Genomic DNA, 20140 nt, shown 5'->3' with positions numbered 1-20140 from the left:
TTGCGCCGAGCCAATGCCGCCGGGTGACCGGCTCCTATGCAGCGGAAGCCGACCTTCGGGCTATGCTTACATCCGGCCGCTGTCGGCCAAAACCGGTCTGTCGTCACGATTGGCCAATTGTTGTGAAGCGCAGCGCTCGCTCGTCGAGTCCCTAATCGCTACAGTCGATAGAAACGCTGGTTCAGCCGACCTATCGCCACTCTCATGCAATTGATCTTCGGTCCATCGAACTCTCGATACACCTACACCGGGTCGCCAGTCCCACACAACGACTTGGCCTACGAGATTGCGGTCAATACGCTTGGCGAAGCATTGGCTGCTTATGAACTCCGTTTCAACGCAACAATCGTTCCGTTCGCTGGCAGCCCCGATGACCCGCATCTGGCTGAGCCGAAGTACTTCACCTTCCAAGGCAGAGGCCAAGCTGCAAGCAGCTTGGTCGATATCCATATACACCGCGACGGGAAGGAGATCTGCCCAAAGCAAGATCTCAACTTTCGGCTGCTCGCCGGAGATCTTGTCGAACTTGGGCAGCTCATTTGCTGATACGGTCGCGGCCGGCCAGGACCAGCCGCTCGAGCCCGAGGCAGAATTTGCCCGTGAGCGGACGTTCGCCCGCCCAAATCCGAAACTGGCCGAGGAAAAGGCTCATGAACGAGATACCCGCCGAAGAAGTTTCTAGATGCCTTGCGAGGCTTGCCCAGGGCGACAAGCTCCCGTTGTTGCTACGCGAGCTCGGGCAGCGGTACGGCGCAACCAAGTCGGCTCTCGGATTCTTCGTCACTGATCTGGTCAGCGAAGGCCCTTTAGAGGCCGCGCAAGCAGTTTGGACGTGGGACGCCGCCAGCGTAGGCAAAGGACTGAGCGATGATGACCTCGTCGCTGAACTGAATTTCTTGAAGGTGCGTTTTCGCGAGAGTTGACCGGTCGTCGCTATGGCACAGTTCGGCCACAACCTGACATCCTGAGCCGCCTCGGAGTTCCTTCAGGGAACTCAAATGCGGCACGCGCGGAAGGTGATTCATTTGGTCATGGCAAAACCAGCCGACGTCCACCCGCCAAGGAACAGCAAGCCGCAACAGTAGCGCTGACTGACAAGTTCGTTGGCCATGCCATTCATCCTGCCTTCGTCAGAAGGCACTCTTGACGACCCCACCGTCGACACGAAGGGCCGCGCCCGTCGTTGCCGACGCGAGCGGACTTGCCACGTATGCCACGAGCGAGGCCACTTCTTGCGGCGTGGCGAAGCGCTTGATCAACGATGTCGGGCGGATGTGCTGGAAGAACTCTGCCTCGACTTGCTCGAAGCTCTTGTCGCTCGAACGCGCGAGCCCTTCCACGAAGTCACCGACGCCACGCGATCTCGTCGGGCCCGGAAGCACGCTGTTCACGGTGATGTTCGTACCGGCAACCGATTCCGCAAGCCCGCGCGCAACTGCGATCTGCGCGGTTTTCGTCATACCGTAGTGGATCATTTCGGTCGGTATCTGAACTGCGCTTTCACTCGAGATGAAGATGATTCTTCCCCAGTTTGCCCGCTTCATCTCCGGTAGCACGAGCCGCGCAAGGCGCACGCCGCTCAGCACGTTGACGTCGAAAAAGCGCTGCCAGTCTGCATCGGAGATGTCTTCGAAAGCTTTGGCCTCGAAGATGCCCAGGTTGTTGACAAGGATGCCGATGCCGGGGTATCGGCGCACGACCTCTTCGGCCGCGTCGGCGCGGCTGAGGTCACCGGCATAGCCGAACACCGTGCCCTTCGTTTCCGATCGGATGCGCGCCACCGCCTCGTCGACTGAAGTCTGCGATCTGCCGTTGACGACGATGCTGGCACCCTCTTGCGCCAACGTGTGTGCGATGGCGTAGCCGATGCCGGCGGTGCTGCCGCTCACCAGGGCGAGCTTGCCATTGAGTTGAAGTTCCATGTCGAATCCTTTTGGTCGGTTGAATGTGAGTTTCGATTGGGTTCTGCTGTGTGGCGCGTGTGCCCTCAGCCCAGGAAGGTGAGCAACGCCGGGATGACCTGGTCGGGCGCCTCTTCCATCAGCCAGTGTCCGGAACCCTTGATGATCACGCCTTGCACATTGGTCGCGACCATCTTGCCTTGCTCGATCAGGAATGTCCCGCCGGCCTTTTCACCGGAGAGCACCAGCATCGGCATGGGCAGCGGGGTCTTGCCCAGTTCGGCGAACTCGGCGGCGTCCTGCTCGAAGGCCTTGAAGTATTCGAATCCGGCGCGCATGCCGCCGGGTTGGGCGTAGGCCCTGGCATAGAAGCGGCGATCGGCTTCGGGCACCGAATGCCGGGGGTCGGCTGCAAAGTCGTTCCAGAAATGCTCGAAGTAGATGCGCTCGCGCCCACTCACCAGCGCCAGCGGCGTGGCGCCGTGGAAATGAAAATGCCAGAGGTCGCGCAGAAGCCAGACGTGCTGCCAATCGCCGATGCCGGGCAGGAACGCGTCCATGAGTATTACCTTGTCGGTCTCCGCAGGGAACTGGGCGGCATAGGCGTAGGCCACCATCAGCCCGATGTCATGTCCGACGATGCTCACGTTATGGATGCCGAGCGAGCGAACCAGTTCGTGGATGTCCACGGCCATGTTTTTCTTGCCGTAACCCGTCTCGGGCTTTGACGAATCGCCTGCACCCCGGAGGTCGGGCACGACCACGGTGTGCGTTTTTGTCAGCAGCGGCATGAGTGGGTTCCACATGTGTCCGGTCTCGGCATAGCCGTGCAGCAGCACGATGGCCGGTCCGCTGCCGCCGATGCGGTAGTTGATGCGGGTGCCGTTGACCTCCGCGCTGCCTGAGCGGAAGCCGCGCACCGCGTCGGCGGCAGGGGCGGCGTTCGCCGTGGGGGCGATGGCCATGGCGGCGCCGAAGGCGACTGCGCTGGCGATCAGTGCGCGGCGGTTGGGGGTGGGGGTGAAGGTCGCTTGGGTGTCGGTCATGGTGAGTTCCTTTGGGTGGGTTGCTGGGGTGACGTGAATTTATGATTCAGCTTCACTTCCAGAAAGGCTCCAAAAGTGGTTTACTCATTCAGCTTTCCTGAATGATTGGATACGACGCCCATGGACCGATTGCGTGCTTACGAGGTGTTCGTCACCGTGGTCGCGCGTGGCAGTTTCACCAAGGCCGCCGACACGCTGGACACTTCCCCGGCCAACGTGACGCGCTACGTCAGCGAGCTGGAAGCGCACTTGCGCACGCGACTGATCAACCGCACATCGCGCCGCTTGTCACTCACCGAAGGCGGCGAAGCGTTGTTCGACCGGGCCAAATCGATTCTTGAAGAGGTGGCGGAGACCGAGGCGCTGGCGACCACGGCGTCACTACAGCCGCGTGGGCGCCTGCGCATAAACGCGCCACTGAGTTTCGGCAGCCTCGTGCTGGCGCCCCTGTGGCCGAGGTTCATGGCGAAGTATCCCGATGTCGAACTCGACATCGCGCTCATCGACCGCGTGGTCGATATCGTTGAGGAAGGCTACGATCTGGCCATTCGCATCTCGCGGACCACATCCGGAAACCATATTGCGCGCCGCCTGGGCTGTTCGGAAAACCTGGTCTGTGCCTCACCCGAATATCTTGCGATCCATGGCATGCCCAAGGTCCCGGCGGACCTTTCGCGGCACCTGTGCCTGGGCTACACGTACGGTGCGACATCCGATGAGTGGCAATTCGCCGGCCCTGGCGGGACGCTGGAATCGGTACGGGTCCGCTGGGCAATACGGGCCAACAACGGCAGCACCGCTCGCGCGGCGGCCATCGCCGGCGCCGGTGTGATCTGGCAGCCGAGTTTTGTGATTGGTGAGGATGTGCGCGCTGGTCGATTGATCGAGGTCATGCCTGCCTATCGCATGCCTCCCATCGACATCTTGGCAATCTACGCAAGCCGTCGCCACCTCAGCGCGAAGGTGCGGGTGATGGTTGATTTTCTGGTTGATGCCTTGCGGGCCACGCCGCCGCAGGATGGCGAACTGGCACCGCTTCGCCAGTGACCGTCATGGTCGTCAGCAGGGCTGCTTCAGGCTCGTTCCAAGCCTTCGGTTCTAGTGACCGCTTTCGGGGAGGCCCGATGTCCGCAACGGGCGGCCCTAGGCGGACATCGGGCCTTCCCGAGAGCGGTCATGAAAGCAGAAGGCTTGAGATGGCCCGAAGACGCTTGGCCAGTTTGCCGGGTTCGCGGGCAGTTTATGCACTAGATGGCCGTTTCAGTGGTTTTGCACACTGCGGCGGCCCCTCCTAGCAGCCATTCGCGAAATTGCGTCATGGCCGGTGATGGAGCCTTTGACTGCAGTCGAGTGAGCCAGTAGCTGCCCACCCTGACCTCTACGGCGAAGGGCCGAACGAGTCGACGCATCTCCAGATCGTGCTGCAACATGCTCGCCGGAAGCAAGGCAACACCGGCCCCCTGCGCGGCCGCTGCCGCTAGCGCCAGGGAGGAATCGAGCACAGGCCCTCGCATAGTCCTAGGCGATGCGCTCGCTCCTGCCGCGGCAAACCATCGGCCCCACTCGTCGCTGCGATAGGAGCGCAACAGCGTTTCTCCCAAGAGGTCTGCCGGGCTGGCGAGCCGTTGCGCGATCGAGAGGGTACAAAGGGGAGTCAGTGGCGCGTCGAGCAGCAACTCGGCATGCGTTCCGTGCCAAGCGCCCTCGCCAAATCGGATGGCGAAATCCAGGCCCTCTCCCGCTAGGTCGACCTTGTTGTTGTGAGTCATGAGGCGCAGGTCGACAAAGGGATGGTTCTTCTGGAACGACTCGAGTCGGGGCATCAACCAGCCCACCGCAAACGTGGAGACTGCTGCAACAGTAAGGGGAACGTGGTGAGCGCCGCCGCGGGCAACTGCCAGGCCTGCGGCCGCGGTCTTCGCGAGATCGGCCAGGACGTCTCGGAGGTACTCGACTACGAGCCGGGCAGCTTCCATGTCGTGCGCCACGTTCGCCCCAGGCTCGCCTGCACGCGCTGCAGCACGATCACCCAGGCGCCCGCACCAAGTCGCCCCATCGATCGCTGCATGGCCGGCTCCGGCCTGCTCGCGCACGTGCTGGTGAGCAAGTATTGCGACCACACGCCCCTGTACCGGTTGTGCCAGATCTACAGCCGTGAAGGCGTGGATCTGCAGCGCTCGACCCTGGCCGACTGGGTGGCGCAGGCGGCACGCCTGCTGAGCCCGCTGGCCGACGCCATCGGCCGCTACGTGTTGGCGGCTGACAAGATCCACGGTGACGACACGCCGATCCGCGTGCTCGGCGGCGCCGGTGCCAAGGCGCGCACTGGACGCCTGTGGGTGTACGTGAGGGATGACCGCCCCAGCGGCGACACAGCGCCGCCGGCGGTGTGGTTCCAGTACTCGGCGAACCGCAGGGGCGAACACCCCGTGCGCCATCTGCGGCACTTCAAGGGAATCCTGCAAGCGGATGCCTTCGCTGGCTACCACCCCTTGTATGAAGACGGCCGGGTGGTCGAGGCGGCATGCTGGAGCCATGCACGGCGCAAGCTGTGGGACATCCACGAGCGCCAGCACAAGCTCGGCGGAACGCTGGCGCACCAGGCGCTGCAGCGCATCGGCAAGGTCTTCGGGGTGGAAGCCGAGATCCGAGGCAAGCCGCCGCACGAGCGAATGCGGGTTCGCCGGGAACGCACCGCTGCAATGCTGGGCGACCTGAAGGCATGGTTCGACACCGCGCTGTCGCAGGTCTCGGCGAAGTCGCCGATGGCGTTGGCGATCGGGTACTCGCTGAGCAACTGGACGGCGCTGACGCGCTTCGTCGACGACGGCCGGATCGAAGCGCACAACAACGCGGCCGAGCGCGCGCTGCGCGGCGTGGCGATCGGCCGCAAGAACTACCTGCATCTCGGCTCGGACAACGGCGGGCACAGCGCGGCGGTGATTTACACCTTGATCGGCTCGGCCAAGCTCGTCGGCATTGATTCGCAGGCCTACTTGCGCCACGTGCTCGAACGCATCGCCGACCATCCGAGCAACCGTATCGACGAGTTGCTGCCGTGGGCGGTCGCCAGTGAGCTTGCCAAGGCGGCGCCGACGAGCTCACAGCCGACTGACAAGCTCGCGGCCTGAGCGCATCGCCGCTGGCAAAATCGCCAGCATGCGTGTCAAGCAGATCGAAGATCTCCCCATGGCCACCAGCGCTGAGCTGTACCAGCTCAGCTGGGTCATCGAGCAACTCATGGCCGACCCCAGGCGCATCGTGCAGGCGCGCTCGCAGTTGCACATGGGCCAACTGGTGAAGTACTGGGACTGGGGGACCGGCAAGCTGCGCGAGGCTCGCATCGCGGCGATGAAAGACCGGCAGGTCACACTGATCGATGAGCAAAGCAAACAGCGCTTCAGCGTGCTGTATGCGGCCGTCGTACCTGTCGATGATCAGCAGGCAGCCACGTCATCCTCACCCGCGACTGCCGCACCGCTGAGGCCGCCGCCGGAGATCCATCACAAACAGGACTTCCGCGTCGGCCAGCGCGTGAGCTTCACCGACCAAAGCTTCAAGCGCCATGTCGGAGAAATCGTTCGGATCAACCAGCGCACAGCCACCGTCCACTGCGACGGCCGCGCATGGCGCGTGGCGTTCGCTCTGCTTCAGCACGTCACAGACATCACGCCCTAAACCATCCAGCCGTCAACAACGGCCTCGCGCGGACTATTACGGTTGATCCGCGGCTGTATCCGGACCGCTTGGGCGCCGCCTGCGCCGCGCACGCGCGGCCGCAACTTCGAAGAGCTGACGCACGACGGCACCAGCGTGGTGGGCCTGGAGGCAGTGCGTCGCTTCGCGCGCATCTACGGGGTCGAGGCACAGCTCAAAGAGCTCAGCGATGACGAGCGCCGGGCGCAACGTCAGCAACTCGCCAGGCCGCTATGGGAAGAGCTCAAGCACTGGCTACAACTGGAGCGCCGGCTGGTGGCCGACGGCGGCCCGACGGCCAAGGCCATCGACTACACGCTGGGGCACTGGGCCGCGCTGACGCGGCACTTGGATGACGGCGCGGTCGCCATCGACAACAACCACCTCGAGCGCCAAATCAAGCCGTGGGCCATGGGGCGCAAGGCATGGATGTTCGTGGGCAGTGAACTGGCTGGCCAACGCGCCGCCATCGTGATGAGCCTGGTGCAGTCGGCGCGCCTGAACGGCCATGACCCCTGGGCCTACCTGCGCGATGTGCTGCAGCGCCTGCCGACGCAGCGCGCCAGCCAGATCGAGGACTTGCTGCCGCACCGATGGCAGCCAGCGTCCAACGCGGCACCATGACCTTGCTCACGCAGGCCGTGATGGGCCGGGCGAACATCGACGTCGACCGCATGAGCGCGCAACAGAAGGTTGAGCTGGCTGACGAAATCTACGTCCAGCAGCCCAACCTGCTGGCCTCCATTCTTGTGTTGCCTCGCTACGGAGTCGACATGCTGCAGCTTGAGGTGCCGATCCACGTTCTGCTGGTCGCCTTCCAGGCCATGAAGCACTGCGGGCACGCCGTGCCGACGATCTCTGAAGACGTCCAGGAAACCTGCTTGCAGCGGCTGACGGCGACGATGCAGTTCACCGAGGGCGTGCCGCCAGACCTCGTCGCGCAGATGATCACGAAGTTCTGCGTCGACCATCCCGAGCGCTACCTGCTCGCGTTCGTGTACGGCTACCTTGGCGAGCACGACTTGCTGGGCGTGCGAACTGACGCCGAGAAGTTCTTGCTGCTGGCTGCCCTCAACCTCGTGGAGTGCGTTGCCTACGTCGGAGCGCAGCTGCAGTCCAAGTGACCCGCGTGCGGCCGGTCAAGATGGGATGGCTGGACGCTCACGGTGAACTCTTAATTCCTTGTTGATACCCTGCTGCGGGTATCTGCCGATTGAGAGGGACGGTCAACGTGTTTGGTGCGTGAGCGAGAACGAGCGCCGCGCAATGTCCGCCACGCCGTAGCCCAGTGCCGAGTGCAAGTGCTTGAGAAAGCAGAAGTAGTAGAGCACCTGCGGCGCGGCCGGCTCTGTCTGCACCAACTGCAACTGGCCACGCTCGATTTCCTGTGTGAACATCGCCACCGGCAGGCAGCTGATGCCCACACCGGCAGAGATCAGCCCGGCCAGCGCATTGATGTTGTTGCCGCCGTAGATGCGGTCGGGCTGAACCCCCGCGCTTTCCCATAACTGCGCGCACAGTTCCGTGATGATGGAATTGGCGCTCTGCTCAATGACCGTATAGGCTGCCAAATCGCGCAACGGATGTGCAACATTGGGCGCGAAGGTACCGGGCGCCGCGAACCAACCGAAGGGGGCGGCTCCCAGTTGCATGCGAACCAAGCCTTCGACGTTGGGTGGGTCGGGAAGGATCGCGAAGTCTAGCCGGCCCTCCTCCACGCGCTGGCGCAGCAGGGATGACAGGTCGATCTCCGGCTGCACCGTGACGGACGGGTAGATATCCTTCATCGCGCGGATGAAGCGGCCGAACCAGGTCAACGCAGTCAGCTCGGTCAGGCCCACATGCACGATGCGCGCCGCTTGCTGAGTGGCGCCCTTAAGCAGGTCCAGTTCCTCCAGTAGCGCGAAGAGTTGCTCGCACTCCGCCATCATTTCCTGTCCCTTGGGCGTGAGCACGTTCTTGCGCCCGCCGCTCTCGAACAGCGGCGCCGCAGCGATGGCTTCCACCTCCTGCAGCCGCTTGGTCGCGGCCGATTGCGTGATGTAAAGCTTCTCCGCCGCCTTGTTCAAGGTGCCCAGGCGCGCTACCCAGTAGAAGGTCTGGATCTGCTTGATGGTTAACATGGGCCGTCCTCCCGGCACCAGGGGGCCGGCAGCGAGTGGAATGGGGTATCAAAGTCGCAGTGAAGCCGCGCCAGATCGATCACCGCGCGATGGAAGGCGGAGACCATATCAACACGTCCAATGGCCACGTACTGCAAATCGGGCGAATTCACTGGCAACTGCACCTCGCGTAATTGTCCGCGCAATAGCGCGTCAACGGCCACTGCTCGCGGCAAGTGGGCTATGCCCAACCCGGCCGCGGCAATTCCGGACAAGGCGCTAAGGCTGTCGCTCTGAATCACGTTCGCCGGCTCCAACGCATGCGCGCGAAACCACGCATCCAACCGCCTGCCTGCACCGGACGAACTACCCTGCAGCAGCAGCGTCTGACGTTCGAGTTCCTGCAGCGACAGGCTGTGCGCGGCTTTGAAGCCTGGCGCGCAGAACCACCCAGTACTGGCAGTGCCCACCGGGATACGCGCCATCTCGGTGGTGCGTACCACGTCAATAACTATAGCCAAGCTTAGGCGTCCGGCACGTACGTCATCGTGCAACTGGGAGGAGGATTCCACTTGGACCTCAAGATGCAACCGAGGGTAGCGCGCGCGCAGGTGGCCGACGAAGCGCGGGATCCAAGTTACTGCGGCTAGCTCCGTTACGCCCATGCGAAGCGTCGGCGCCACTAGCGCGGCGCTGCAGAAGCGCTCCATCAGCGTGGCGCGCTGACGGAGCGCGGCGCGGGCCACGCGTAGCACCTCCTGGCCAGCCACCGTCAGACGCGCTGCGCGCTGATCGCGTGTAAACAAAGGCAGAGAGAACTGCAACTCGAAGTCTTGGATGAGCCGGGAAACCGCGGACTGCGAGGTGTTCAGGCTGCGGGCGGCGCCCTTAAATGACCCCATCTCCACCACGGCCACAAGGGCCTCGAGTTCACGAAAGGTTGTCACGTTTGGTCCTGGGTTTGCCCTATGTTTGATTCTCAGAAAGGAATAGACAAAGATCTGCAAATATCTCTTTACGGAATATAGACGGTTTTTGACAATACATCCACCCGACAGCGATCCGCCTAAGTCTCCTGCTCAGGCCGCTCAAGGAAACCGCCCGTTCCTCCACCTCTTGAAAGCGATGATCATGAAACTCGGCAAGCTCATTTACTCCCTGGCCATCGTTGGCCTGTTTTCTGCGGTCGGCGTGGCGCACGCGGATCAACTGGCGGATGCCAAGGCGAAGGGCACGCTTACCTGCGGCGTGGTCGGCACGTTGGAACCCTTTGCGTTCCAGGACACGGCGACGCGCGAAGTGGTCGGCTACGACGTCGACTTCTGCAGGGCCGTGGCCGCCAAGATGGGCCTGAAGGCTGAGCCCAAGGTGATCTCGCTCGAAGCACGTATTCCCGAACTCACGCAAGGCCGCGTGGACATCCTGGCCGCCGTGCTGGGCTACAACCCGGCACGCGCCGAGCAGATCGTCTTCTCCAAGGCCTACTTTGTGAGCAACCAATCGATCGCCGCGAAGAAAGGCGCCTTCAAACAGCGCGATGACCTCGCCGGCAAGCGAGTGGCCACCATCAAGGGTTCCAGCAACATCCCGCTGATGCAAAAGGTGGTGCCCACGGCGCAACTGGTGAGCTACGACGATGCGCCCTCTGCCTTCACGGCACTCGTGCAGAACAAGGTCGATGGTTACGTGCTGTCCGAATCGCTGATGCGTCGCTTCATCACCAAGCTGGGAACCGACAGCGCCATTGAGGTGCTGAGCCCGCCGGTGGGACGCGAATATTGGGGTCTGGGTCTGCGCAAGGGCGAGCCTGGACTGGAGAAGGCTGTCAACGAGGCGCTGGACTCTTTGGAAAATTCGGGGGAAGCACAGAAGATCTTCGACAAGTGGATGGGCCCCGCCACGACCTATCAGATGAAGCGCGACTTCTCGATCGAGCAGATCAAGGGTTGATCGGGTAACGAAGTCAGAGGCCGTCATGTCCATCAGTCTGAACTTCAGCTCGCTCCTGGCGGCCCCTCATCTCGACCACCTGATCGCGGGGATCAAATTCACGGGTCTGCTGACGGCCGCTAGCTGGCTTCTCGCGTTCACCCTCGGCGTGGCCCTGGCCACACTTCGCGTGAGCGGCAACCCGGTCGCCGAGCGGCTCGTCGCTGCATGGGTGTCCTACCAACAGAACGTTCCCATCCTTGCACACCTGTTCGTGTGGTACTTCGGCATCCCTACGCTGCTGCCCGATTCAATGCAGTCGTGGATCAATGCCAACAACGGCGAGCTGATCTTCGCCTCCATCGCCATTGGTTTGTGTATGTCGGCCTACTTCTGTGAGGACGTCCGGAGTGGCCTGCGTTCTGTGCCGCACGGCCAGCACGAAGCAGCCCGTTCGCTGGGCCTCAGTTTCCTTAAGACGATGCGCTTCATTGAACTGCCTCAGGCGATGCGCACGGCGTTACCACCCTTCATCAACCACACGGTGATCCTGTTCAAGAACACCAGCCTAGCCATGGCGCTTGGCGCGGCGGAGGTGACCTACGTGGTGCGTGAGATTGAGAACCAGAGTTTCCGCACTTTCGAGGCCTACACGCTCGCTACGGCGTTCTACCTCGCGGTGTCGTTGGGCCTGATGGGCATCGGCGTGATCGTCTCTAAGCGCATGCGCACTCCATCGAGATAAGCCATGCAAGAAATCTTCAACGAACATTTGCCGTCACTGCTGATTGGCCAGTACCCCAGCGGCCCACTGGGCGGCCTTGCGCTCACGCTCATTCTGTCTGTCCTTGGCCTAGGCTTGGCGTTCCCATTGTCCATCGTGCTCGCCTTGTGCAGGCTGTCCCCTTGGGCAATCTTACGTTGGCCTAGCACACTCATCGTCTACGTGGTGCGAGGCATCCCGTTGGTGATGCTGGTGTTTTGGAGTTACTTCCTAGTGCCCGTGCTGATCGGCCGGCCGACAAGTGCCTTCACCACTCTGGTCGTCACGCTGGTGATTTATCAGTCCACCTACATGTCGGAGATCGTGCGTGCGGGCATAGAGGCTCTGCCTAAAGGCCAGACCGAAGCCTCCCGCTCCCTGGGGCTGAGCTACGGTCTCACGATGCGCCAGGTGATCTTGCCGCAGGCGCTCTACAACATGCTGCCCAGCTTGATCAGCCAGTTCGTCTCCACCATCAAGGAAACCTCCATCGGCTACGTGATCAGTGTTCATGAGCTGACGTATTCAGCCAACATGGTCAATTCGTCACTGCTGACCAAGCCGCTGCAGGTCTTCGTCACGCTCTCGTTGATCTATTTCGTCGTTTGCTTTGCCCTGACTCGAACTGCGCGCGCCGTTGAGCAGCGCGTCGAGCGACGCCGTGCCCGCATCACCCCTTTCGCAGGAGTTCAAAATGATTCGCTTCTCCAAAGTCAATAAGTGGTACGGCGAGTACCACGCCCTCACGGACGTGACCGAGCAGGTCAGTAAAGGCGAGGTGGTGGTGCTGTGCGGGCCCTCCGGGTCAGGTAAGTCCACGCTGATCCGCACTGTCAACCGGCTGGAGGAGATCCAGGGCGGCGAGATTTTTCTGGAAGGCCGGAACGTGCACAGCAAGGGGCTGGATATCAATCAGTTCCGCACCCGCGTAGGCTTCGTGTTCCAGTCCTTCAACCTGTTCCCGCACATGTCGGCCATCGACAACGTCTGCCTCGCGCCGGTCAAGGTTTCTGGCGAGACCAAGGCGGCCGCGCGTGAGAAGGGGATGGCGCTGCTTGACCGCGTGGGTCTTGCGCACAAGGCCGATTCTTATCCGCAGCAACTATCCGGTGGCCAGCAGCAACGGGTGGCCATCGCCCGCGCGCTGGCAATGGAGCCACCGGTGATGCTGTTCGACGAGCCGACCAGCGCGCTGGACCCGGAGATGGTGGGCGAGGTGCTTAACGTCATGAAGTCACTCGCCAAGGAAGGCATGACCATGATGTGCGTAACCCATGAAATGAATTTTGCGCGCGAGGTCGCCGATCATGTCTGGTTCATGGATCAGGGCCAGTTGATCGAGACCGACAAGCCCGACGCCTTCTTCTCCAATCCGCGAAGCGAGCGCGCCAAACGCTTCCTGTCGGACCTGCGTTCTCACTGAGCCCTTTTTATGGCTCCCACCTCATCAAGGCCGACGGTCGCCGTCGTCGGCGGGGGCATCGTCGGCCTCTCAACGGCGCTGCAGTTGCAACTCGATGGGCATGACGTAACTGTCATCGAGCGCGATGCGCCGATGCAGGCCTGCTCGGCTGGCAATGCAGGCTACCTCTCGGAGGCCAACATCTTCCCGCCGGCCTCACCCGACATGCTGTGGCAGATGCCGCGCCTGATGCTTGCCAAGGACGGGCCGCTGGTCGTCCGGCCCAGCTACGCGCTCCACATGCTGCCGTGGGGGCGGCGCGCGCTGACTGTGCTTAAGCCCGAGGCGATGGCACGCATCACCGGAACGCTGGCGGCGATGACGCGTATGGCCTATGCATCCATCTCTGGACTGGCGGCGCAGGCGGGTGCCAGCAACCTCATCTCGCGCGACGGCGGCCTGATCGCGTTCAAAACGCAGCCGGCGCTGGACAAGAAATGCGCCGCGTTGGACACCTGGAACCGCCACGACCTGCCCGTGCGCAGGCTGTCGGCCGTCGAGATCGCGGCCCTGGAGCCCGCACTGGCCCCGGACATCGTGGGCGGCCTGTTGTTCCAGAACTCCGGGCGTTGCAGCAACCCACAGGGTCTGGGCCTGCGCTATGCCGAGCACCTGGCCGCGCAGGGTGGGCGCGTCGTGCGCGATGAGGTGGGCGCGGTCAGCCTGCAAGAGGGCGGCAAGGTAACTGTTCAAGGGCAACATCGCAGCCGTCAATACGACCGGATCGTGGTCTGCGGCGGCTACTGGAGTGGTGCGCTGATGCGGCCCTTCTTCCGCCACGTGCCGCTAGCCTCCGAGCGCGGCTACCACCTGATGCTGCCGCGCCCAGGCCTGTCGCTGACCCGGCCCGTGGTCTTCGGCGAGCCGCACTTCGCGGCGACGCCCATGGACGAAGGCCTGCGCCTGGCCGGCACGGCCGAGTTCGCGCGCTGGGATGCGCCGCCGGCCTGGGAGCGTGCCCACATGCTGCTGGCACTGGCGCGCCAGTACCTGCGCGGCCTGGACGGCGACGAGGCCAAGCCCTGGATGGGCGTCCGCCCCTCGCTGCCCGACGGCCTGCCGGCCATCGGCACGGTGCCCAGCGCACCGGCCATCCACTACGCCTTCGGCCATGCGCACAACGGCCTGACGCTGTCGGCCGTGACCGCACGCTGCATCTCCGCGCTGGTGCAGGGCACGGCACCGCCGGTGGACCTCGCGCCCCTGTCGCTTGAACGATTCAGCTGAAGAAAGCTGTCACGCCGCGCGTGATCCCACCCTCCCAAGGAAACCATCATGTCCCTGCCCATCCGCTATCCCTCGCCGCTCGCGGCCCCGCTGTCCAAGGCCGTGCGCGCCGGCGACTTCCTGTTCCTGTCGGGCCAGACTCCCAAGAACGCCGACCTGACGCCGCTGCGCGGCGACATCCAGACGCAGACGCGCAACGTGCTCGACGCCATCGCCGCCAGCCTGGCCGAGCACGGCCTGGGCATGGAGCACGTGGTGCGCGCGACCTGCTGGCTGTCCGATATCAAGCACATGAAGCCCTTCAACGAGGTCTATGCGACCTATTTCATCGAGGGTCTGCCGGTGCGCAGTACGGTCGAGGCCAAGCTGTCTCAGGACGTGGACGTGGAAATCGAAGTGACCGCCTGGTCGCCCCTCAACAAGGGCTGAGGAAGGGACTGAACATGAACACGACCCCCTCCATCGTCGCGTCCCGCCTGGGGCAGGTGAAGCCCTCTGCCAGCATCGCGGCCAAGGCCAAAGCCGATGCCCTGCGCGCTGCCGGCCGCACCATCGTGGACTTCACCGTCGGCGAGCCCGACTTCCCCACGCCCAAGCACATCGTCGAAGCCGGCGTCCGCGCGCTCGGCGAGGGCCACACACGTTACGTTGCCTCGGCGGGTACGCCGGCGCTGCGCAAGGCGATCATTGGCAAGCTGCAGCGCGAGAACGGCTTGGCCTACGAGTTGCCCGAGGTCGTGGTGGGCAGCGGTGCCAAGCACATCATCTTCAACGCCTTCACCGCCTCGCTGAATGCGGGCGACGAGGTCGTAATTCCGGCGCCGTACTGGGTGTCCTACCCCGAAATGGTGCTGATCAACGGCGGCGTACCCAAGATCGTGGACTGCCCGGCGGACACCGGCTTCAAGCTCACGCCGGCCGCCCTGGAAGCCGCCATCACGCCGCGCACGCGCTGGCTGGTGCTGAACTCGCCGAACAACCCCACTGGCGCGGTGTATTCAGAAGAAGAACTGCGCGGGCTGGGCGAGGTGCTGCTGAAGCACCCGCAGGTATGGGTGATGACCGATGAGATCTACGAGCATTTCATCTACGGCGGCGCGCGCCACTGCTGCATCCTGAACACCACGCCCGCGCTGCGTCCGCGCACACTGGTCATAAACGGCGTGTCCAAGGCCTACGCCATGACCGGCTGGCGCATCGGCTACGGCGCTGGCCCGGCCGAGCTGGTCAAGGCCATCACGCTGCTGATCACGCAGAGCACCACCTGCGCCACTGCCGCCGCACAGGCCGCTGCGGCAGAGGCGCTGAACGGCCCGCAGGAGTGCGTGTCCGAGGCCGCCAAGTTGTTCGAGGGCCGGCGTGATCGCCAGGCGCGGCAGCTGAGCGCGATCGATGGCATCGCCTGCGACCTGCCGCCCGGTGCCTTCTACGTGTTCGCCTCGGTCGCCGGTCTGATCGGCCGCACCACGCCATCAGGCACCGTGCTCAGGACCGACCAGGACGTGGCCAGCTACTTCATCGAGCAGGCCGGCGTCGTGACCATCGACGGCACCTCTTACGGCCTGTCGCCCTATCTGCGCTTCTCGTTTGCCACTGCCACCAGCGAGATCGACAGGGGCTGCCAAGCCATTGCGGCCGCCGTAGCCGAACTGCGCAAGCCCTGATCCACCCTTTATCCCCAGGAGACCTTCCATGTCCTACCAGTCCACCGCCGAATTCGAGCGTGTCACCCCCGAGCAGATCGCCCGCGCCCGCAAGTTCCAAGCCGCCATCCTGTGCGACGTGGCCGGCCGCCGTGGCACCATGGACGCACGCATCCGCGCGCTGAACCCCGCCATGACCGTCTGCGGCCCAGCCTACACCGTCGAGGTGCGTCCCGGCGACAACCTGATGTTCCACGTCGCGCTGGCGGTGGCCAAACCCGGCGATGTGATCGTCGTGGACGGCAAGGCTGACAGCACCTGCGCGCTGTTCGGCGACCTGATGGTCACCCAGGGCGCGGCGGCCAAGCTGGGCGGCTTCGTTGTGGACGCGGCCTCGCGCGACACCGCCGAGCTGGCCCAGGGTGACTTCCCGATCTTCGCGGCCGGCACCAACCCCTGCGGCCCGACCAAGGGCCTGCCGGGGCGCCTGAACATCCCCGTCTCGGTGGGCGGCGTGGCGGTGAACCCGGGCGACCTGGTGGTGGGCGACGTCGATGGTGTGGTGGTGATCCCGCGTGGCGAGGTCGAGGCGGTGCTGGCGGCGGCGCAGAAGAAGGTCGAGGTCGAGGCCCAGCGCATCAAGGAGATTGAGGAAGGCATCCTCGTCTCGCCCTGGCTGGACGACGCGCTGCGCCAGGCCGGCTTGCCTGTTCTGGGTGCTTGACTGCAATGGCATTGAGCCTGGAGCAAGTGCCCGTGGCGCAGACGGGCGTCTACCCGACGCCGCTGCAACCGCTGGAGCGCCTGTCGCGTCAATTGGGCGGCGCGCGGCTGTGGGTCAAGCGCGACGACCTGACCGGGCTGGCCTTCGGCGGCTCCAAGACGCGCTCGCTCGGCACCTTGCTCGGGCGCGCGCTGGCCGAAGGAGCCAACACCGTCATCACCTGCGGCCCTACCACCTCTAACCACGTCCGCCTGACGGCCGCCGCCGCCAACCAGCTCGGCCTGAAGGTCGTGTTGGTGCTGCGCCAACCCAAAGACGGAGCTCCGGCATTACAAGGGAATATGCTGCTCAACCAGGTGCTGGGCGCGCGGCTGGTGTATGCCGAGGTAGATGGGCTTGCGGGCCTGGAGCCGGTGATGGAACAGGTGGCCGAAGCATTGCGCGGCCAGGGGGCGAAGCCCTTCATCATCCCCGGCGGCGGCTATTCGCCAACGGGTGCGCTGGGCTACATCGGCTTGGTGCAGGAACTGGCCCAGCAGTCGCAGGCCGCAGGCTTTGGCATCGACGCCGTGGTCTTCGCTTCCGGTTCGGGCTGCATCCAGAGCGGACTGCTCCTGGGCGCGCTGGCCACCGGCACGCGCCTGCCGGTAATCGGCCTGACCATCAACCGCAGCGTGGCCGAACTGGTCCCGCGCATCCACCACGACGTGCAGGCCGCCGCCGCGCTGATCGGCCTGGACGGTCATCTGCCCGCGGACGCGGTGCAGGTGCTGGACGACTACATCGGGCAAGGCTACGCCATTCCGTCCGAAGCGGGCATGGAAGCCATCGATCTGCTCGCACGCGAGGAAGGGCTGCTGCTGGACCCGTGCTACACGGGCAAATCCATGGCCGGCGCGATGGACCTGGCGCGGCTTCGCTTCAAGCCGGGACAGAACGTGGTTTTCATCCACACGGGTGGCACGCCGGGCATCTTCAGCTACGCCGACGCACTCGTGCGCCCGCATGGCGACGCCGCCCACTCGGCGCAACTGGCCGGATCGGCCCACTGAAAGCCTCCCGCACAAGCCAACGTGACCCACATCCATCGTCAAAGGAAAAGAGGAGACACCATGGACCGAAACCATCCCAGCCGCAGGCGCTTAGTCGCCGCCGCAGTCGCCACTGTGGCGGCCGCGCCCTTGTCCGGCCTCGTGCATGCGCAAGCGGCCGCGTCCGGCGGCCCCCTCACACTGGTCGTGGGTTGGCCCGCTGGCGGCCCATCGGACAACGTAGCGCGCTTGGCTGCCACCCACATGGCCGCGGCCCTGGGCCGCACCATCGTGATCGACAACAAGGCCGGTGCCGGTGGGAACATCGGCACCGACGCGGTCGCGCGGGCTCGCCCCGATGGCAACACGCTGCTGCTGGCCACAGTCGCCTCGCACGGACTGAATTCGGTGTTGTACTCCAAACTCAATCATGACCCGATCAAGGACTTCGCATCCGTCGGCCTGATCACTTTGTCGCCCTGCGTGTTGCTGGTACCGGGCAGTTCGCCGTTCCGCTCGGTGGACGATCTGGTGCGTGCGGCCAAAGCGCAGCCAGGCAAGCTCAACTATGGCTCCGCCGGCGTGGGATCCACGCAGCACCTGGCCGGCGCGAGCTTCAAGCAGGTGACGAACATGGATGTGGTCCACATTCCATTCAAGGGCACGGCACTCGCGATGACCGAGCTTATGGCCGGTCGCGTGGACTTCATCCTGACCACCGGCGCAATGCCCTTCGTACGTTCGGGCAAGCTGCGGCCCCTCGCGGTCGCGGCGAGCCAGCGGCTGCCGGCTTTGCCCGAGGTTAAGACCTTCGACGAATTGGGCTTCAAGGGACTCCACGTGGAATCTTGGTACGGACTGGTCGCGCCGGCCGGCACGCCGCTGGTGGTGCGCCAGCAGCTCAATGCAGCACTCAACACCGCCTTGCAGAAACCCGAAGTGCAGCAGCAGTTCGTGGGACAAGGCGCGCTGGCCGTCAAGCCGGCCAGCATCGACGAGTTCTGGCGTTTCGTTGTCCAACAAATGCCGCTCGCGGCCGAGCAGGTCCGGATTTCCGGGGCCAAGGCTGAGTGAACCTGACTGAGAAAACTGCCCCATCATCACTGTCGCACGCTCTATCCGCTCCCTGTTGATTGCCAACCGCTCCGAGATCGCCATCCGCGTGATGCGCGCCGCCTCGGAAATGAACATGCGCACGGTCTCGATCTACTCGCGCGAGGACCGGCTTGCGCTGCACCGATTCAAGGCAGACGAAAGCTACTTGGTGGGTAGGAACCGATGCTTCGGCGCACACCACTCCTGTCCGAGCGCTTGCATCTGGTTACTTCGAAGCAGGATTTCGCAGGCTCTAAGCGAGCGAGTGCGAGCGTTACGCTGAAGAAAGTGCTTGCACGGCCGCTGATCCTTCCGCCAGCCCCGCATGGCGTGCGTCTACTGCTAAAGCGGAAGGCCGATCTCCGGAGAGCCACGCGGCGTCGTTCGCGCTGCTGGTCTACGCGAGCTGCTGGATCAAGTGCCATCACCCGGCGGAGTTCCTGGCGGCCATGCTGAACTCGCAGCCGCTCGGTTTCTATTCGCCGTCGCAGCTCGTGCAGGACGCGCGGCGCCACGGCGTCGAGGTGCGGCCGGTCGACGTGATGTACAGCGACGTGGACTGCACCTTGGAAGACCTGGCGCACACACCTGCCGTGCGGCTGGGGCTGCGCATGATCGGTGGGCTCAAGTCCGATTCGGCCGACCGCATCGTCGAGGCGCGCGCGCAGCAGGTGTTCGACAGCACCGAGGATTTGGCACTGCGTGCGAAGCTGGAATTGCACGAGATGAAGCTGCTGGCGGCAGCCGATGCGCTGATGAGCCTGTCGGGCCACCGGCGCCAGCAGGTCTGGGAAGCGGCGAGTCTGCGTGCGGCGCCCGCGCTGCTGCGCGGCGCGCCAGTGGAGGAGGATTTCCTGGAACTCGATGCCGCGCCCGAGGGCGAGGAGATCGTGTTCGACTATGCCTCGACCGGACTGACCTTGCGCCGGCATCCGCTCGCACTGCTGCGCGAGCGCCTGGCGCGGCGCGGCCTGATGACGGCGCGGGATCTCGAAGGGATCGAGAACGGCGAGCAGGTGAGCCATTGCGGCATCGTGACCCTGCGTCAGCAGCCCGAAACCGCGAAGGGCACGATCTTTGTGACGCTGGAAGACGAGACCGGCGTGGTGCAGGTGATCGTGTGGAAGAGCGTCCGGGACGCGCAGCGCCAGGAACTGCTGGGCGCGCGGCTCATGGCCGTGCATGGCACATGGCAGCGTGAGGGGGCGGTGAAGAACCTGGTGGCGATGCGGCTGGAGGATCTGACGCCCTTGCTGGGGCGGTTGGCGGCGGCGACGGTGAGCCGGGATTTTAGGTAGGAAAACACACCAATGATGCAGATGACCTAGTAAAGGTCGCAGGGACTGCGCTCTCACTTCCGATGGTTTACGCCGAGCCAATGTCGCGGGTGACCGGCTCCTATGCAGCCAGCGGATGCTGCCATTTGCCGCCGCCGCGCGGACTCGCGCTGCCTGCTACCAGGCAGTGGTTGGATCCAGCGGCAGGCGCTGGCCGAATGGCGGCTTTGCGAGGTACTGCGGT

22 protein-coding genes and 2 pseudogenes are annotated in these 20140 nt (G+C 64.2%); 19 read left to right on the top strand and 5 right to left on the bottom strand.

The genetic code is table 11. The features are described 5' to 3' along the window. The first annotated feature begins 204 nt into the window (after positions 1–204). A complete protein-coding gene (locus IB278_RS24355; protein ID WP_192326029.1) occupies positions 205–546 on the top strand; it encodes a hypothetical protein in 342 nt (113 codons plus the stop codon). Positions 547–650: 104 nt separating this feature from the next. Beyond that, the gene (locus IB278_RS24350; protein WP_192326027.1) at positions 651–923 is read left to right on the top strand and encodes a hypothetical protein; all 273 of its coding nucleotides are present in this window, start codon (positions 651–653) and stop codon (positions 921–923) included. A 207-nt stretch (positions 924–1130) separates the two neighbouring features. Here the strand turns inward: IB278_RS24350 and IB278_RS24345 are convergent, their stop codons facing one another. Together IB278_RS24345 and IB278_RS24340 are read right to left on the bottom strand one after the other, a co-directional pair. Then, positions 1131–1922, bottom strand: a complete 792-nt coding sequence (locus tag IB278_RS24345; protein ID WP_192326025.1) for an SDR family NAD(P)-dependent oxidoreductase — start codon at positions 1920–1922, stop codon at positions 1131–1133. Positions 1923–1987: 65 nt separating this feature from the next. Continuing rightward, a complete protein-coding gene (locus IB278_RS24340; RefSeq protein WP_192326023.1) occupies positions 1988–2947 on the bottom strand; it encodes an alpha/beta fold hydrolase in 960 nt (319 codons plus the stop codon). A 120-nt stretch (positions 2948–3067) separates the two neighbouring features. Between IB278_RS24340 and IB278_RS24335 the strand changes: the two genes are divergently transcribed. Continuing rightward, the gene (locus IB278_RS24335; RefSeq protein ID WP_192326021.1) at positions 3068–3994 is read left to right on the top strand and encodes a LysR family transcriptional regulator; all 927 of its coding nucleotides are present in this window, start codon (positions 3068–3070) and stop codon (positions 3992–3994) included. A gap of 200 nt (positions 3995–4194) precedes the next feature. Here the strand turns inward: IB278_RS24335 and IB278_RS24330 are convergent, their stop codons facing one another. Next, entirely contained in the window at positions 4195–4923 is a 729-nt protein-coding gene (locus tag IB278_RS24330) for a LysR substrate-binding domain-containing protein (RefSeq protein ID WP_192326019.1), read from the bottom strand. Between IB278_RS24330 and tnpC the strand changes: the two genes are divergently transcribed. The 4 genes from tnpC to IB278_RS24310 all read left to right on the top strand — a co-directional run bounded on the left by tnpC (position 4819) and on the right by IB278_RS24310 (position 7767). After that, positions 4819–6078 (top strand): IS66 family transposase, encoded by a 1260-nt coding sequence (gene tnpC / locus IB278_RS24325; protein WP_318646701.1) that lies wholly within the window; start codon positions 4819–4821, stop codon positions 6076–6078. The genes IB278_RS24330 and tnpC overlap by 105 nt on opposite strands. A gap of 28 nt (positions 6079–6106) precedes the next feature. Beyond that, positions 6107–6625, top strand: coding sequence for a hypothetical protein (locus IB278_RS24320; RefSeq protein WP_192326017.1), 519 nt, complete (start codon positions 6107–6109; stop codon positions 6623–6625). A gap of 135 nt (positions 6626–6760) precedes the next feature. After that, positions 6761–7267 carry an IS66 family transposase gene (locus tag IB278_RS24315; protein WP_412556335.1) on the top strand — a complete coding sequence of 169 codons (507 nt, stop codon included), beginning with the start codon at positions 6761–6763 and terminating at the stop codon, positions 7265–7267. Next, positions 7264–7767: a hypothetical protein gene (locus IB278_RS24310; RefSeq protein WP_192326013.1), complete on the top strand. Its 504-nt coding sequence runs from the start codon at positions 7264–7266 to the stop codon at positions 7765–7767. Before IB278_RS24315 ends, IB278_RS24310 begins: the two co-directional genes overlap by 4 nt. Before the next feature lie 102 nt (positions 7768–7869). Here IB278_RS24310 and IB278_RS24305 read toward each other — a convergent pair whose 3' ends face one another. Further along, positions 7870–8766, bottom strand: coding sequence for a LysR family transcriptional regulator (locus tag IB278_RS24305; RefSeq protein WP_192326011.1), 897 nt, complete (start codon positions 8764–8766; stop codon positions 7870–7872). After that, entirely contained in the window at positions 8760–9692 is a 933-nt protein-coding gene (locus IB278_RS24300; RefSeq protein ID WP_192326009.1) for a LysR family transcriptional regulator, read from the bottom strand. Before IB278_RS24300 ends, IB278_RS24305 begins: the two co-directional genes overlap by 7 nt. Positions 9693–9870: 178 nt before the next feature. On the opposite strand from IB278_RS24300, the gene IB278_RS24295 reads away from it, so the two are divergent. From IB278_RS24295 to IB278_RS24240, 12 genes and pseudogenes are all read left to right on the top strand, one after another. Beyond that, positions 9871–10695: a transporter substrate-binding domain-containing protein gene (locus IB278_RS24295; RefSeq protein WP_225613126.1), complete on the top strand. Its 825-nt coding sequence runs from the start codon at positions 9871–9873 to the stop codon at positions 10693–10695. 25 nt (positions 10696–10720) lie between these two features. Next, positions 10721–11419 carry an amino acid ABC transporter permease gene (locus tag IB278_RS24290; protein ID WP_192326007.1) on the top strand — a complete coding sequence of 233 codons (699 nt, stop codon included), beginning with the start codon at positions 10721–10723 and terminating at the stop codon, positions 11417–11419. Positions 11420–11422: 3 nt separating this feature from the next. Next, complete coding sequence (locus tag IB278_RS24285) at positions 11423–12157, top strand: amino acid ABC transporter permease (RefSeq protein WP_192326001.1); 735 nt, start codon at positions 11423–11425, stop codon at positions 12155–12157. Beyond that, a complete protein-coding gene (locus tag IB278_RS24280; protein ID WP_192325999.1) occupies positions 12132–12860 on the top strand; it encodes an amino acid ABC transporter ATP-binding protein in 729 nt (242 codons plus the stop codon). Before IB278_RS24285 ends, IB278_RS24280 begins: the two co-directional genes overlap by 26 nt. A 9-nt stretch (positions 12861–12869) precedes the next feature. Continuing rightward, positions 12870–14126, top strand: a complete 1257-nt coding sequence (locus tag IB278_RS24275; RefSeq protein WP_192325997.1) for an NAD(P)/FAD-dependent oxidoreductase — start codon at positions 12870–12872, stop codon at positions 14124–14126. Between the two features lie 48 nt (positions 14127–14174). Further along, the gene (locus tag IB278_RS24270; protein ID WP_192325995.1) at positions 14175–14555 is read left to right on the top strand and encodes a RidA family protein; all 381 of its coding nucleotides are present in this window, start codon (positions 14175–14177) and stop codon (positions 14553–14555) included. 14 nt (positions 14556–14569) lie between these two features. Beyond that, positions 14570–15790, top strand: a complete 1221-nt coding sequence (locus IB278_RS24265; RefSeq protein WP_192325993.1) for an aminotransferase class I/II-fold pyridoxal phosphate-dependent enzyme — start codon at positions 14570–14572, stop codon at positions 15788–15790. Between the two features lie 28 nt (positions 15791–15818). Further along, positions 15819–16493, top strand: coding sequence for an RraA family protein (locus IB278_RS24260; RefSeq protein WP_192325991.1), 675 nt, complete (start codon positions 15819–15821; stop codon positions 16491–16493). 5 nt (positions 16494–16498) lie between these two features. Continuing rightward, positions 16499–17545 (top strand): D-cysteine desulfhydrase family protein, encoded by a 1047-nt coding sequence (locus IB278_RS24255; RefSeq protein ID WP_192325990.1) that lies wholly within the window; start codon positions 16499–16501, stop codon positions 17543–17545. Positions 17546–17605: 60 nt separating this feature from the next. Next, a complete protein-coding gene (locus IB278_RS24250) occupies positions 17606–18598 on the top strand; it encodes a Bug family tripartite tricarboxylate transporter substrate binding protein (protein WP_192325988.1) in 993 nt (330 codons plus the stop codon). A 25-nt stretch (positions 18599–18623) separates the two neighbouring features. Then, positions 18624–18803, top strand: a pseudogene (locus tag IB278_RS34310) (biotin carboxylase N-terminal domain-containing protein); the annotation flags it as partial. A gap of 178 nt (positions 18804–18981) precedes the next feature. Then, positions 18982–19917 (top strand): annotated as a pseudogene (locus IB278_RS24240) (OB-fold nucleic acid binding domain-containing protein); the annotation flags it as partial. Positions 19918–20140: the final 223 nt, after the last annotated feature.

The organism is Variovorax sp. VRV01 (assembly GCF_014852545.1).
Classification (GTDB): domain Bacteria; phylum Pseudomonadota; class Gammaproteobacteria; order Burkholderiales; family Burkholderiaceae_C; genus Variovorax; species Variovorax beijingensis_A.
Note: the sequence above shows the minus strand (reverse complement) of the source record. Positions and strands in the feature narration are given on the sequence as shown.

Bases quoted from the DNA above. Each gene is read 5' to 3' on its own strand.
- IB278_RS24345 (WP_192326025.1), bottom strand. From the start codon at position 1,922: ATGGAACTTCAACTCAATGGCAAGCTCGCCCTGGTGAGCGGCAGCACC.
- IB278_RS24260 (WP_192325991.1), top strand. From the start codon at position 15,819: ATGTCCTACCAGTCCACCGCCGAATTCGAGCGTGTCACCCCCGAGCAG.
- IB278_RS24250 (WP_192325988.1), top strand. From the start codon at position 17,606: ATGGACCGAAACCATCCCAGCCGCAGGCGCTTAGTCGCCGCCGCAGTC.
- IB278_RS24285 (WP_192326001.1), top strand. From the start codon at position 11,423: ATGCAAGAAATCTTCAACGAACATTTGCCGTCACTGCTGATTGGCCAG.
- IB278_RS24305 (WP_192326011.1), bottom strand. From the start codon at position 8,766: ATGTTAACCATCAAGCAGATCCAGACCTTCTACTGGGTAGCGCGCCTG.
- IB278_RS24330 (WP_192326019.1), bottom strand. From the start codon at position 4,923: ATGGAAGCTGCCCGGCTCGTAGTCGAGTACCTCCGAGACGTCCTGGCC.
- IB278_RS24320 (WP_192326017.1), top strand. From the start codon at position 6,107: ATGCGTGTCAAGCAGATCGAAGATCTCCCCATGGCCACCAGCGCTGAG.
- IB278_RS24275 (WP_192325997.1), top strand. From the start codon at position 12,870: ATGGCTCCCACCTCATCAAGGCCGACGGTCGCCGTCGTCGGCGGGGGC.
- IB278_RS24340 (WP_192326023.1), bottom strand. From the start codon at position 2,947: ATGACCGACACCCAAGCGACCTTCACCCCCACCCCCAACCGCCGCGCA.
- IB278_RS24350 (WP_192326027.1), top strand. From the start codon at position 651: ATGAACGAGATACCCGCCGAAGAAGTTTCTAGATGCCTTGCGAGGCTT.
- IB278_RS24280 (WP_192325999.1), top strand. From the start codon at position 12,132: ATGATTCGCTTCTCCAAAGTCAATAAGTGGTACGGCGAGTACCACGCC.
- IB278_RS24355 (WP_192326029.1), top strand. From the start codon at position 205: ATGCAATTGATCTTCGGTCCATCGAACTCTCGATACACCTACACCGGG.
- IB278_RS24270 (WP_192325995.1), top strand. From the start codon at position 14,175: ATGTCCCTGCCCATCCGCTATCCCTCGCCGCTCGCGGCCCCGCTGTCC.
- IB278_RS24255 (WP_192325990.1), top strand. From the start codon at position 16,499: ATGGCATTGAGCCTGGAGCAAGTGCCCGTGGCGCAGACGGGCGTCTAC.
- IB278_RS24335 (WP_192326021.1), top strand. From the start codon at position 3,068: ATGGACCGATTGCGTGCTTACGAGGTGTTCGTCACCGTGGTCGCGCGT.
- IB278_RS24265 (WP_192325993.1), top strand. From the start codon at position 14,570: ATGAACACGACCCCCTCCATCGTCGCGTCCCGCCTGGGGCAGGTGAAG.
- IB278_RS24290 (WP_192326007.1), top strand. From the start codon at position 10,721: ATGTCCATCAGTCTGAACTTCAGCTCGCTCCTGGCGGCCCCTCATCTC.
- IB278_RS24310 (WP_192326013.1), top strand. From the start codon at position 7,264: ATGACCTTGCTCACGCAGGCCGTGATGGGCCGGGCGAACATCGACGTC.
- IB278_RS24295 (WP_225613126.1), top strand. From the start codon at position 9,871: ATGATCATGAAACTCGGCAAGCTCATTTACTCCCTGGCCATCGTTGGC.